This is a genomic window from Candidatus Enterococcus moelleringii (genome assembly GCF_017377575.1).
Lineage (GTDB): Bacteria > Bacillota > Bacilli > Lactobacillales > Enterococcaceae > Enterococcus_A > Enterococcus_A moelleringii.
In genome coordinates this window covers 47,390-61,094 of the sequence record NZ_JAFREM010000027.1, presented here as the reverse complement: position 1 = coordinate 61,094, position 13,705 = coordinate 47,390, and the positions used below count along the sequence as shown (strand labels likewise).

General features: G+C 42.8%; 10 protein-coding genes. 1 reads left to right on the top strand and 9 read right to left on the bottom strand.

Annotation, left to right across the window (positions count from 1 at the left end):
- Positions 1–1,453: 1,453 nt before the first annotated feature.
- The 7 genes from JZO70_RS16550 to ispE all read right to left on the bottom strand — a co-directional run bounded on the left by JZO70_RS16550 (position 1,454) and on the right by ispE (position 8,467).
- Positions 1,454–2,422, bottom strand: a complete 969-nt coding sequence (locus JZO70_RS16550) for a ribose-phosphate diphosphokinase (RefSeq protein WP_010756328.1) — start codon at positions 2,420–2,422, stop codon at positions 1,454–1,456.
- A gap of 103 nt (positions 2,423–2,525) precedes the next feature.
- Positions 2,526–3,893, bottom strand: coding sequence for a bifunctional UDP-N-acetylglucosamine diphosphorylase/glucosamine-1-phosphate N-acetyltransferase GlmU (gene glmU, locus JZO70_RS16545; protein ID WP_207674780.1), 1,368 nt, complete (start codon positions 3,891–3,893; stop codon positions 2,526–2,528).
- A gap of 104 nt (positions 3,894–3,997) precedes the next feature.
- Positions 3,998–4,816: a pur operon repressor gene (purR, locus tag JZO70_RS16540; protein ID WP_207674779.1), complete on the bottom strand. Its 819-nt coding sequence runs from the start codon at positions 4,814–4,816 to the stop codon at positions 3,998–4,000.
- Between the two features lie 143 nt (positions 4,817–4,959).
- Positions 4,960–5,793, bottom strand: coding sequence for a metal ABC transporter permease (locus JZO70_RS16535; RefSeq protein WP_207674778.1), 834 nt, complete (start codon positions 5,791–5,793; stop codon positions 4,960–4,962).
- A complete protein-coding gene (locus JZO70_RS16530; RefSeq protein ID WP_207674777.1) occupies positions 5,766–6,446 on the bottom strand; it encodes a metal ABC transporter ATP-binding protein in 681 nt (226 codons plus the stop codon). The genes JZO70_RS16535 and JZO70_RS16530 overlap by 28 nt, the downstream gene beginning before the upstream one ends.
- Before the next feature lie 11 nt (positions 6,447–6,457).
- The gene (locus JZO70_RS16525) at positions 6,458–7,399 is read right to left on the bottom strand and encodes a metal ABC transporter substrate-binding protein (RefSeq protein WP_207674776.1); all 942 of its coding nucleotides are present in this window, start codon (positions 7,397–7,399) and stop codon (positions 6,458–6,460) included.
- Positions 7,400–7,615: 216 nt separating this feature from the next.
- Positions 7,616–8,467, bottom strand: coding sequence for a 4-(cytidine 5'-diphospho)-2-C-methyl-D-erythritol kinase (gene ispE / locus JZO70_RS16520; RefSeq protein ID WP_207674775.1), 852 nt, complete (start codon positions 8,465–8,467; stop codon positions 7,616–7,618).
- A 152-nt stretch (positions 8,468–8,619) separates the two neighbouring features.
- Between ispE and JZO70_RS16515 the strand changes: the two genes are divergently transcribed.
- A complete protein-coding gene (locus JZO70_RS16515) occupies positions 8,620–9,036 on the top strand; it encodes an Hsp20 family protein (RefSeq protein WP_207674774.1) in 417 nt (138 codons plus the stop codon).
- A gap of 48 nt (positions 9,037–9,084) precedes the next feature.
- Here JZO70_RS16515 and mprF read toward each other — a convergent pair whose 3' ends face one another.
- Both mprF and rny read right to left on the bottom strand, forming a co-directional pair.
- Positions 9,085–11,646 (bottom strand): bifunctional lysylphosphatidylglycerol flippase/synthetase MprF, encoded by a 2,562-nt coding sequence (mprF, locus tag JZO70_RS16510; protein WP_207674813.1) that lies wholly within the window; start codon positions 11,644–11,646, stop codon positions 9,085–9,087.
- A gap of 162 nt (positions 11,647–11,808) precedes the next feature.
- On the bottom strand, positions 11,809–13,365 hold the full coding sequence (gene rny, locus JZO70_RS16505) for a ribonuclease Y (RefSeq protein WP_207674773.1): 1,557 nt from the start codon (positions 13,363–13,365) through the stop codon (positions 11,809–11,811).
- Positions 13,366–13,705 lie beyond the last annotated feature (340 nt).

The window sequence follows — 13,705 nt, the reverse complement described above, 5'->3', positions numbered from 1 at the left end:
AAATAGTGACGTTTAGCAGGATGGTAAGCGTATGACGATAGGACTCATTTTTCGTGCCTTTCGAAAAATGAATTCCTTACTTGGAGGTAGCTCCACATATTCAACTACAGTCTAACCCTTCAGAAAGATTCATATTCTTTCTAAAACAAATTCCCAACTTTTCAATGTTTTACACTTTTCCAACACTACATTCACAAATCGTTCACATCTGTCTTGTATTATATATGTATACCAACAAACAACCCTAACACTTTTTCATTTTTAACTCCTTACCTGCCAGCTACCCACTGGCAGGTTTTCTTTTGTCACTTTTACTTTTCGCAGTTTTATATCGTGAAAGCTTTACTAATCAAATCTGCTCAAAATTACGGTTAAACTCGTTTAGTAAAATGATAGGCGTATGACGATAGGACTCATTTTTCGTGGTCTTGGAAAAATGAATTCCTTTACACGGAGGTAGCTGTCAGTCCTGCTTTCATAGTATCCAAAAATAGGAAACTGACTAAGAATTATTTTCTATCTAATAAATGGTGAATTTTAGTTAGATGTGTTGATCTTTTTCAAGTTTTAAACTTTTCCAACACTTCGTTCATATTTTAGTCACATCTATCTTGTATAGTATATGTATACCAACAAACAACCCTAACACTTTTTCATTTTTAACTCCTTGCCTGCCGGCCACCCACCGGCAGGCTATTTTTATCAGTTTTACTTTTCGCAGTTCTATTGAGATAGAAAGAAATTCAGTAGTCACTAATAAAAAAAGACTCGTGACGTTTAGTAAAATGATAGGCGTATGACGATGAGATTCATTTTTCACGGGCTTAGAAAAGCATGTATGTACAGCATCCTTAAAAAATTCTCACCTTTCTTCAAGTTTTACACTTTTCCAACACTACATTCACAAATCGTTCACATCTAGGTTGTATTATATAAGCATACCAACAAACAACCCTAACACTTTTTCATTTTTAACTCCTTACCCGTCGGCCACCCACCGATGGGTTTTCTTTTTGTCTAAATTACCTAAATTCTAAAGTTTTTCTTTCGCTACAATAAGCTTCATAGTTTGTCAAGACTAAATTCATGACATTTTCACATTTATCTTGTAGTATATAAGTATACCAACAAACAACCCTAACACTTTTTCATTTTTTTAACTCCTTTTCCCGTCGGCCACCCACCGACGGGTTCTTTTTTTGCCAGTTTTACTTTTCCCAGTTTCTTATCGCGCAAACAACTCATAACAAAGCTAATACAATTTTATCGTTAAACCTGTTTAGTAAAATGGTAGACGTACGACGATAAGAATCATTTTTCACGCTCTTCGAAAAATGATTCCCTTAATTGGAACTAGTTGCCAGTCCAACTTTTCACTGACTGCATACGCGTACGAAGATAAATAAAAAAAGCGCAATTTCCCTTCATCCGGAAAATTGCGCTTTTTAATCTATTATTTTTTAGTTTCAAACAATGGGCTGACTGGTTTGTTTTCGTGGATGCGTTTGATGGCATCTCCCATTAGTTCGCCAACGCTGATTTCGTCGATCTTGTCGATTTTACGATCGTCTGACAAGTAGATTGAATCAGTAACAACCAAGTGCTCAATCGCTGAGTCTTGGATACGCTGCATTGCAGGACCTGATAAAACAGGGTGCGTACATGATGCGTATACTTGTTTTGCGCCAGCTTCTTTTAAGGCATTGGCAGCTAAAGTGATGGTACCCGCAGTGTCGATCATATCATCGATAATGACACAGGTTTTGCCGTCGACATTCCCAATGATGTTCATAACTTCTGCTACGTTTGCTTTTGGACGGCGTTTATCGATAATGGCAATCGGCGCCTTCAAAAATTCTGCTAATTTACGAGCACGAGTTACCCCGCCATGGTCTGGAGATACAACAACGACATCATCGCCGCAAACTCCTTGTTCCACAAAGTAGTTAGCAATTAATGGTGCTCCCATTAAATGATCCACTGGAATATCAAAGAACCCTTGAATCTGTGAAGCATGCAAATCCAATGTTAACAGACGAGTTGCTCCTGCTTTTTGGATCATGTTCGCTACTAATTTCGCTGTAATTGGTTCACGAGCACGAGCTTTTCGATCTTGACGTGCATAGCCGTAATAAGGCATTACTACGTTAATAGTTTTTGCACTTGCACGTTTTAAGGCATCAATCATAATTAATAGTTCCATCAAGTTATCATTTACCGGACTACTGGTTGACTGAATGACATAGACATGCGCACCACGAATACTTTCTTCGATATTGACCTGAATTTCGCCATCGCTAAATTGAGTTACTGAGCTTTTTCCTAGTTGTACACCAACAGCTTCTGCAATTTTTTCTGCTAACGGACGATTCGAGTTCAAGGCAAAGATTTTCAATCTTGGATCAAAATACTGTTTTGACATGGGTCCCTCCACTTTCTTTTTACAATACGCTACCGATTATATACTATTTCAACTAAAATACTAGTCATTTTTCGCAAGGAAATCAAGCTATCTACCTTAAAAATTAGTAAGGAATTCGTGAAGCATAGCCTTCTTTGTTCACTTGTCTTGCCCGGGCAATCGCCATATCCCCGCTTTTTACGTCTTCGGTGATAGTTGAGCCGGCAGCTGTAACACTATGGTCCTCCAAGTTCACAGGAGCTACCAGGTTGGTACCAGAGCCGATAAAGACATGGTCGCCAACTGTGGTATGATGCTTGTTCTTGCCGTCGTAGTTTACAAAAACAACTCCGCAGCCTACGTTGATCTCTTTGCCTAATGTTGCATCACCTACGTAAGTTAGATGACCCACTTTGGTTTGCTCACCAATTGAAGCTTTTTTAATTTCCACAAAGTTGCCAATATGGGCATGTTCGCCAATATCTGATTGTGGACGCAAATGAGCATACGGTCCAACATCAGCATTCTTACGCACAATGCTTTCTTCGATCACAGAAGATTTGATTTCCACATTGTCTTCAATCGTGCTGTCGACGATTTTAGAATGAGCGCCGATCACGCAATCTTCACCGATAACTGTTTTGCCTTGCAGCTGAACACCTGGTTCAATGATGGTATCTGAGCCAATCACTACCCCAGCATCAATATACGTGCTGGCAGGATCAATGAAGCTGACTCCGTTAACCATATGCATCTTGTTAATACGAGCCCGCATAATTTCGTTAGCCTTTGCTAAAGCCATGCGATCATTTACGCCAAGTGATTCTTCAAAGTCTTCAGTTTGGTAAGCAGCAACGGTTTTGCCGTCATTTTTTAGAATTTCAACGATATCGGTTAAGTAGTACTCACCTTGGGCATTGTTAGTGCCGATCTTTTCCAACGCTTCGAATAAGGCTTTATTGTCAAAGCAGTAAGTCCCTGTGTTGATTTCTTGTACGCGGGCTTCTTCCAAAGTCGCATCTTTTTGTTCCACAATTTTCTCAACAATGCCGACATGATCTCGCAAAATCCGGCCATAGCCTGTTGGATCTTCAGCATGAGCGGTTAAAATTGTGGCACTGGCTTTTTTCCCTTGATGGTAGTCAAACAAGTTGTCCAACGTTTGCGTCGTTAAAAGCGGTGTATCGCCACTGATAACTAAGGTTGTCCCAGTTTTATCTTTCAAAAAGTCGGCCGCCTGCACGACTGCATGGCCTGTTCCTAATTGTTCAGCCTGCAATGCATACTGGCTTCGTTCGCCTAATTGAGCCTTCACTTTTTCAGCACCATGACCGACGATAGTGACGATTTCTGCTGGACTCGTTTCAATCACTCGTTCAATAATGTGTTCTACCATTGGTTTGCCGGCTACTGGATGCAGCACCTTATACAGCTTTGATTTCATGCGGGTACCCTTACCCGCTGCCAAAATAATGGCGTATCGATTTTCCAAAATAGTCACTCCTAATAGTTTTCTCTGATTAAGTGTAGCTCACTATCTGTTCATTTTCAATCTACTTAGAAAAGTCCACAAGAAAATAAGCAAGGAATCCTTGCTTATTCTTCAAAACAATTTCCGGGAACGACCGTGATGGTTTTGGTGCTGGTGTCGACATCTTTCACGTACAATAATGAACGATAATCGCTGATCGCTCGTTCACCTTTGAAGCGTGATTCCGCAAATACGGTAATGCCTACCAACTCGGCTTCAAATTCTTCAATCAAGCTCTTCATTCCGTTGACGGTTCCGCCACCCTTCATGAAGTCATCAACGATCAAGACCTTCGATCCGCGTTTCAAGCTACGTTTTGACAGCTCCATTTTTTCAATACGCTCTGATGAACCAGACACGTAATTAACACTAACAGTTGAACCTTCAGTAATTTTCGAGTCACGACGAACGATTACAAATGGGGCATTTAAATAATAAGAGACTGCTTGAGCGATCGGTACACCTTTTGTAGCTACCGTCATGACCGCATCAATTTCTTTATCTAAGTATTGTGCAGCGATGATTCTGCCCACCATCCGCAACAAATCAGGCTGACCCAGCATATCTGACAGATACACGTAGCCCCCTGGTAATAAACGATCTTCTTCTGACAAACGTTCGGCTAAGGATTCAATGTATTCTTTGGCTGCTTCATTGGTAATACTGGGAGTGTAAACCACACCGCCAGCGGCTCCTGGGATGGTTTCTAAAAAGCCGGTGCCTCTTTCCTTAAAGGTCTTTTTGACAATGGCTAAATCTTCACTGATGGACGATTTCGCTGAACGGTATCGAGCAGCAAAAAAGGTCAGTGGAATCAACGTATGGGGATGTTCTAATAAATACTGCGTTGTGTCGATCAAACGCTCACTACGACGAATTTTCACGTCTTTCACTCCTATTCTAATTCTATCGTTTCTCATTATAAGGGTTTAGCCCTAAAAATTCGAGCATTTTCTGGTTTTTGACGGAAAAAGTTCGGCTTTTCTAATAAAATGCCGAAAAAAAGAGGCAAAGCCTTCGCTTTCCTCTAATCGTTTTGGTTTTTCTTCCGCTGGGTCATCATGCGCAGACGCCGCAAGCCGTTCATCAGCAGGAATAAGAAGATAAATCCTAGAGTAATGGTGGCACCCGGCGGTGTGTCCAAATAGAAGGACCCGGTTAAACCACCAATAATTCCGATAAAACCAATGATCACACTAATCAAGATAACCATGTTAAAGCTTTTGCCTGACCGCATGCCTGTCGCCGCCGGCAAAATCATAATCGCTGAAATCAGCAACGCTCCAGCAATCGGAATCATAATCGCAATCGCCACACCCGTTACTACGTTAAAGATCATTGACATCATGCGCACCGGCAAGCCGTCAACAGCTGCGATATCTTCATCAAAGGTCAGCACGTACATCGGTCGTTTGAATAGGAAAAACAACAACCCAACTAGTACAAACAGTATCCCTAAGAAGATGACCTGCGACCAAGTGACCGTCACAATAGAACCGAACAGATAAGATTGAATACTCACCGCGGAGCTTCCCGGCGCCAGCTTCATCAGCACTAGCGCTACCGCCAATCCCGCTGCCATCAAAATAGCAATCGAAATCTCTGAATAAGAGCTGTACATGTTTTGCAAATACTCCATGATAATTGCTGCCACTACGACTACCAGTAAAGTGGTCATGGTGGGATTCAAATTCAAGAAGAATCCTAAGGCGACTCCAGCTAGCGAAACATGGGACAAAGTATCCGCCATTAACGATTGGCGGCGAATGACCAGAAAGACTCCCAGCATCGGAGCGATCCCAGCAATAAAGATCCCGGCCATAAAGGCTCGTCTCATGAATTCATATGAAAGCAGCGCCATTGAGAGTCCTCCTTCCGTACTAAGCGGATTTGTCGATCCACGTATTGTTTAATGTCGTCGTGATCATGAGTGATCATCAAAATACTTTTTCCATGCTCATGGGCACTATGCTGCAGCAGTTCATAGAAATTATTCCGTGAACGCTCATCCATCCCGGTAGTCGGTTCATCCAAAATAAACAAATCCGGATCTTTGGCAAAAATCCGCGCCAAGCTGATCCGCTGCTTTTGTCCCCCTGACAGTTCGCCTACCCGTTTGTGGCGGGTATTCCACATGCCAACAGCTTCCAACGCTTTTTTCACATGGGCATGATCGCGGGGCGTTAATTTTTTGAACCATTTTCCTTGCGGGTAACGACCTGAGCTGACTAATTCCAGCACGGTACTGGGAAAGCCGGCATTGAATGATGCTACTTGTTGCGGGATGTAGCCCATGCTCAGCTTCTTGCCTTCACTGTTTTCCTTGGCAATCGTCACTTGGCCGCTGCTAGGCTTCAACAAGCCTAACGTAGCTTTGATCAACGTTGACTTTGCCGCCCCATTTTCACCGGTCAAGATGACAAATTCACCGGGGTCTACTTGATAGGACACATTTTCCAGCACCGGTTCCTCATCGTAGTAAAAGGAAAGATTTTCTACTTTTATATAGGACATTGCATTGCTCCTTACTTGATACTTTCTTTCAAAGCCGTCAAATTTTCTTCCATTACTGAAATATAATTCTCGCCGTCTTTGATTTGCTGGTCGGTCAGACTTTCCAATGGGTTCAGCACCTCTAACTTCACGCCGGTTTCCTGTGACAAGGTTTCTGCTACTTTCGATGTTGCATTTTCTTCAAAGTAAATGACGCTCACATTGTGGTCATCTACATAATGCTTCAATTCGCTTAAGCGAGTCGGTGACGGCTCTTGATCCGGTGATACTCCGGCAATCGCTTCTTGAGTTAAGCCATACTGATTTGCCAAATAACCGAAAGCCGCGTGTTGGGTGACAAAGGTTTTATTGCTCGCATCAGCAAAAGCTGTTTTGTATTGGTTATCTAAATCCTGTAATTTCTCAATATACGCTGCAGCATTTTCTTCAAATACCGCTTTGTCATCCGGATATTTTGCGCTTAGCTCATCGCGAATAGTCTCAACTTCTTGAATCGCTAAAACCGGGTCCAGCCAAACATGGGGGTCCAGCTCGTGGCTGTGTTCTTCTGCAGATTCAGCTTCGCCTTCTTCATGCTCGTGAGCGGAACCTTCCATTAAAGAAATATCCTTCGACGCTTCAATAATCGTTGTTTGATCCGTATCGACACTATCCGTCAAGTTGTCCACCCAGGTTTCCAATTCTGGACTGTTGTAAACAAAGACATCCGCATCAGCGATTTCCGCTAAGTCCTTGGCGGAAGGTTCGAAATCGTGAGGCTCGGTACCAGCTGGGATTAGAAGCTGAACGTCGCCTTCCTCTCCAACTACTTCTTTAGTAAATTCGTACATGGGATAAAAAGTCGTGATGACTTGGATATTTTCATTTTCAGCTGGTTCCTGGGCTTGATTGCCGCAAGCAGCGAAAAGACCTACAGCCGCGATGGCTGTTAAGAAAAGAACGCTTTTTTTCATTTCGGTACACACCTTTCAAATACGTTTAACCTAAAATAATCTAACAGATGTTTTTCTATCCGTCAACTTAAAGCGTAAATTTTACGTTTTACTAAACGAAAAGACCGTCAAAACGTAAAATACATGTTGGGTCATTCATATGAAAAAGCGTAAATATATTTAGCCCGCGTTATTTTTCACTAATCGAAGACAGAAAAAAAGACCCACAAGTGGATCTTACTTCAAGGTACGCACGAGATAAACTTCCTCGCAGAACCCTTTTAATGCATTGTAAATATGCTGCGCGCGAGAATGCTTGCGGCACAAACCGTAGACTGTCGGACCGCTGCCGCTCATCATGGCTGCATCTGCTCCGTATTTCATCATTCGGTCCTTGATTCTTTGTATAATTGGGTGTTTTGCAATCGTTACAACTTCCATCGAGTTTCCTAAATTTTCCGTCATCATCTGATAGTCCTGCGTCTCAATTGCCTGAATCAAAGCATCAATGTTGGGATGATACAAATCCTCCATGACAATCTGGGAAAAGATATTGCGGGTTGAGACACTCATCCGCGGCTTAACCACCACTACCCAGCATTGAGGCATCGAAGGCAATAATGTCACCTTCTCACCAAAGCCTTCCACTAACGCTGTTTGACTATATACACAATAAGGGACATCGGAGCCTACTTCAGCGCCTAATGCCGCCAGCTCCTCCATTGAAAGCCCCAGCTGCCACAAACGATTGACCGCGCGTAATGCCGCCGCCGAATCGGTTGAGCCGCCGCCCAAGCCCGCTGCCACCGGAATCTGTTTATGAATGTTCACCTTCAGTCCAGTATCAATCTGGTAACGATCCTTCACCAGCTCCAGTGCTTCATATACATGATTCTTCTTATCGGTAGGCAAAAAGGCCTTATTGGTTTCGATGATAATTTTGTTTTCAGGAATTTCCTCCAGCTGTAAACGATCCGCCAAATCAATGCTTGCCATCACCATTGACAGTTCATGCAAGCCATCCGGGCGTTTGCCGAGAATGTCCAGACCAAGATTGATCTTAGCCGGCGCTTTTTCCATGATTTCCATTTTCTCACCTATTCGAATTTTTCACTAGGAAATTCTATCATAGCTCCTTGTAAAAGTATAGTTACTCCATTTTAGCATGCTTTGTCCTTTATCGGTTGAATAATTTCTCGCAAAGGCTTACGATAAAAGAAAAGGGAAAGAAGGAATGCGCTATGGCAGGATTATTATTTCCAAAAAAAGATTGGTTAGACGGCGAAGAATTAGTGGGCCGTTTGATGAGCAGCTTCAACGAAGACCGCAAATTGAATGTGGATGTACAGGAATTTCCCGATCACTATGAAGTAAAAGCCGATTTACCCGGCTTTGAAAAAGACGAAATTACCGTGGAATACGATAGCGAGATTTTGATCATCGCCGCAGAACACACTGAACAAAAAGAAGAAAAAGAAGAAACCACCGGCCGCTACCTGCGCAAGGAACGCTCAACGACTGCCTTACGCCGCCAATTCGTGGTAAAAAATGTTGATGATGAAAAAATTGCCGCTACCTTCGAAAACGGCGTATTAAGCCTGAACTTGCCAAAAGTCGAAGCCGATCAGTCCACCCGTAAGAAAATCGATATTCAATAAACCCTAAAAAGACTCGACCTGAATTTTATCCTCAGGCCGAGTCTTCGTTTATACTTCAATCATTTCTTCTGTTAAGGTTGCCCCTTTGTTTTTTCCACGGCCAATCAACAGAAGCAGCTGCAGTGCTGAAAAAGCAAAGCTGCTGGACTTCATGTACGCAAAATAGCGAGGTCGCCAGTAATCTACATAGAGGGTCTTCTCTTCCGTCACTTGCTGGAAGTCATAGAAGGAATTGCCGTATTTGTAGATTAGGTTCATAATCCGTTCACCTAGGAAAGAGTACGAAGTTTCGCCCACCTTCGCTAGCGGCGCCATGCCTTGATACACCTGCTGGATGCCTTGACGCTTCAACTCATCCATTAATTGCAGCTTCAAAAATGTCGGCAATTCCTTAGGCACATCATTGCGATAACGCAGCAAATCATAAGACGCTCGATTTCCGTCAATCGGTTGTTTGGAAATAAAACCAACAATCCGATTCGCCGGATCTCGGACAATTCCCACCTGACTCGCTTCCATATACGCCCGATCAAACCGACCTACCGAGAAGTGTTTTTCCTTCTCGCCATTTAACCACTCTTCCGAGATTTCCCGCATTTCTTCATATACCTCATCAGGAATCGTCTTAAAGTAGATAAATTGATAGCCTTCATTGGTTAGCCGCTTAAATTCAAAGCGATCAGAGAACACTTCCCGAGGATGCGCTTGGAAATCAGTCACGCCATTTTCGCCAATCTTATCAAAGTGGAAGCCTAAATCATGCAAGAGCAATACATAATCATCGGAAATCTTGTAGAAAGCCAGCTGGTAGCCTAAACGATCGGCATGCTCCAAGAAAGCAATCGTAGCTGCCTGCCACTTTTCGCGATTTCCAATCGGATTGCCTAATACAAAGCACTTATTGGCCTTTGTCTGGAAACCAAAAACAATCTGATCATTACCGTTTTCTTGATAATAATAGTAAGTATAGCCAGGCAAACGCAGATAGTGGCCTGCAGCTGTTCCGCCATAACGATTGGTTAAATAGTTGAAACGTTTCTCGTCCCAATCAGTTCCCAACTCGTCCTTACCTTGAGTCAAATACTGATACAAAATTGCCAAACACAGAATCGAAAGAATTAAACCGATAATTCCTGAAACCCAGATTTCCTCTGAAGGAAAAGCAAAGTAGCCATTGGAAACCGGCGCATCTCGCCAAAATTGACCGCTTTGATAGCCAGCCACCGCATAAAAGATAAACAGAATGCCAAAAATCAATCCATCTACAATCAAACCGCCCCACGAATAGACAAACCGTTTGCGGGAGAATTCTTTGCGGGAAGCCCACACAATCAGAAGAACCAGCACGTAGGCAATAATCAGCCGCAGCGATGCTGTTTTAGCCACCGTATTCACAATCCCAAAAGCCAGCAGTAAAATCGTCGGCCAGAAAGCTTTACGCACCTTTTCCGCAATTCCCCGAGCCAATCCCAAAAGCAGGAAGCCCACTAACAGGTTCAAGGTCTGATCCAAAAAGTCAAAGGAATAAGGCAGCAACACCTCAAACAGGCGGCTGATATTGGAAAGGTTCGTGAAGGTCGACAGCAGAATCATCATAATCCCGGCAAAATACACCGCGCCCACCAGAATCGCATGGGCCAGCTTTTGCGACAAAATCCGCGGCAAATTATCAAAATAGCGATTCATCCGCACACTGGTACTGGTTAAGAAGATCAAAATACCAGAAAGAAACGGCAGCAGATAATAAAACACCCGATAAAATAGAATCCAGACAACTGCCTGACTTTGACTCAAGCCTAGATGGCCTAAGCCTAAAATCATCATGACATCAAAGGTTCCGGCGCCACCAGGAATCATGGTAATCATCCCGAAGCCGGTAGCAATCACAAACATCGGATAGACCGCACTGATGGCTAAACGAATCCCCATCAAATGCCCAACCGTTAAGAATACTGCCAAAGCGCCCAGCCATTGACCTAAAGAAGCCAGATACAAAAGGACGATGCTTTTGGTTTTGAATTCTTTAAACAAGGTTTTGCGGCGAGTATACACCAAAGCAAATAACAGCGGAGCAAAAACACCGCCCAGCAAAAGCCAAATGCGATAGCGGACAAACGGGTTATCGGTCCGAAACAGAAACAGATCCAGTGCCGTAATGAAGGCTAATACCGAAAGTCCGCTCAGCATAAACAAAGCGACCTTGGAAACTGTAGCCAGCACTTTTTTCTTTTCCAGATTTTTACCGTAGAAGCTGGCCCGCAGACTCGCTCCGACAACGCCACCGAAACCGGCTAAATTATTAATCGTGTTGGTGGTCCAAGCAGCTATCAGCCAATCGCTGCGTTCCATCTTGGGCCGACCTTCATCTTCTAGTGTTTTAATAGCAACAAAGTCATATAGGAGCATCGGGACAACACCGGCCAAACCGACTCCCAGCATACCTAATAAAGACCATTGATCCTGCTCTTGAATCGTCTGCCAAACCTCTTGCCAGCTCATGCCTTGCGCGATATGAGTCACTTGATTGGCGACGAAAAATAAAACAATCCCAAAGAAAAGAATCTTTAATAAGGTTGCATGACGTTTGAACCATTTACTTATGTGCGTCATACGTTTATTCACTTGGTTTCTCCTACTCATCTTTTCTATTATCGTAGCCTATTCTAGACCATTTGCCAACTTGAAACTGCCTAATTTCGTAAACTTTTTCGCTAAACATTCGTAAAAATAAAATAAGACAAAAATCACAGAGGATTTTTGTCTTATCGGTGTCTATTTTGCGTAATCTGTTGCTCTGGTTTCCCGAATAACAGTTACTTTGATGTGACCTGGGTAATCCAATTCGTCTTCGATCTTGCGACGGATATCGCGAACCAGACGAACAGATTCTAAATCAGAAATTTCTTCCGGCTTAACCATCACGCGAACTTCACGTCCGGCCTGTACGGCGAAGCTGGAATCGACGCCATCAAAGCTGTTGGAGATGTTTTCCAAGTTTTCTAGGCGGCGAATGTAATTTTCCAATGATTCACTGCGGGCACCTGGGCGAGCTGCGGATACAGCATCAGCGGCTGCTACCAGCACTGAAATCACTGAAGTTGCTTCTGTATCGCCATGGTGAGAAGCAATGGCATTGATTACGATTGAATTCTCACGATATTTCGCTGCTAATTCAGCACCGATCTCAACGTGGGAACCTTCGATTTCGTGGTCTAACGCTTTTCCGATATCATGCAGCAATCCGGCACGTTGCGCCATTTGGATGTCTTCGCCTAATTCGGCAGCTAAGACACCAGTCAATTTGGCAACCTCCACGGAATGATCCAAGACATTTTGACCATAACTGGTTCTGAAATGCAAGCGACCCAAAATCTTGATTAAATCTGGATGCAAGGTATGGGCACCGACTTCAAAGGCGGCCTGTTCCCCGTATTCACGAATACGTTCGTCCATTTCCTTGCGAGATTTCTCAACCATTTCTTCAATTCGGGCCGGATGAATCCGTCCGTCTTGAATCAATTTCTCTAATGTCATACGAGCAATTTCTCGTCTGATTGGATCAAAGCCTGACAATACTACCGCTTCCGGCGTATCATCAATGATCAAATCAATCCCCGTTAAGGTTTCCAAGGTGCGGATATTCCGTCCTTCACGACCAATGATGCGACCTTTCATCTCATCATTCGGTAATGTGACAACAGAAACGGTTGTTTCAGAAACTGCATCAGCACCGCAACGTTGAATAGCCATTGCCAGAAGGTTTTTCGCTTTGCGATCTGCTTCTTCTTTGGCCCTTTGTTCAGATTCTTTTACCATTATAGTTAATTCATGGTTCAATTCTTCTTCAGTCGTGCGCATGATGACATCTTTAGCTTCTTCTTTGCTTAATGAAGCTACTTGTTCCAGTTTTGTTTGTTGCTCTTCAATTAAGTGTTCTACTTCTTTTTCTCGCTCGTCAATTAATTGCTGTCTAGCACTGAGTTTTGTTTCTTTGTCTTCCAGTGAGTTTTCACGCTTCTCGATTGAATCGTCTTTACGATCTAAAGACTGTTCTCTTTGAAGCAAGCGATTTTCTTGAGTTTTTAATTCTTGTTTGCTTTCTTTCAACTCACTTTCAACTTGTGCTCGATACTGCTGGTTTTCTTCTTTGGCTTCTAACAAAGCTTCTTTTTTTAAGGTTTCAGCTTCTTTTCTTGCATGACTAATAATCCCTTTAGCTGAGTTTTGTGCCCCATCAATTTCTTTATCATGGCGCGATTTTGCAACCATAAAACCTAAACCAAGACCGACAATTAAACCGATGATAGCGAGGAGAATAGGAACTGTCATTGAATCCACCTCCGTACTATCTATTTTTTTATGTGTAGTTTTTTGATAAACGCGGTTAAAATTATCAATATGCCTACTTGCATGCGTGTGTATTGTAAAGTCACACAACTTTATTCTAATGTTTGAAAGATAGGGTGTCAACTTTATTTGACGATAGCGTTCTCAATTTTCTGTAAATAGTTCCTTTGTCAGAGGACACTTTCGATATTATGGGGCATTGGGCTCTTATTTCAACCTAATTATCCCGTTTAATGAATTTATTCCCCGATATTTGGGAAAATGCGATTTGTTAGGGGATTGATTAAATTTTACGATTGGATTTGGATTAATGAGGAGACAG

Coding starts and splice junctions, on each gene's coding strand:
- JZO70_RS16530 (WP_207674777.1), bottom strand. CDS start 6,446: ATGTCCTATATAAAAGTAGAAAATCTTTCCTTTTACTACGATGAGGAA.
- JZO70_RS16535 (WP_207674778.1), bottom strand. CDS start 5,793: ATGGCGCTGCTTTCATATGAATTCATGAGACGAGCCTTTATGGCCGGG.
- JZO70_RS16550 (WP_010756328.1), bottom strand. CDS start 2,422: ATGTCAAAACAGTATTTTGATCCAAGATTGAAAATCTTTGCCTTGAAC.
- mprF (WP_207674813.1), bottom strand. CDS start 11,646: ATGACGCACATAAGTAAATGGTTCAAACGTCATGCAACCTTATTAAAG.
- JZO70_RS16515 (WP_207674774.1), top strand. CDS start 8,620: ATGGCAGGATTATTATTTCCAAAAAAAGATTGGTTAGACGGCGAAGAA.
- rny (WP_207674773.1), bottom strand. CDS start 13,365: ATGACAGTTCCTATTCTCCTCGCTATCATCGGTTTAATTGTCGGTCTT.
- ispE (WP_207674775.1), bottom strand. CDS start 8,467: ATGGAAATCATGGAAAAAGCGCCGGCTAAGATCAATCTTGGTCTGGAC.
- JZO70_RS16525 (WP_207674776.1), bottom strand. CDS start 7,399: ATGAAAAAAAGCGTTCTTTTCTTAACAGCCATCGCGGCTGTAGGTCTT.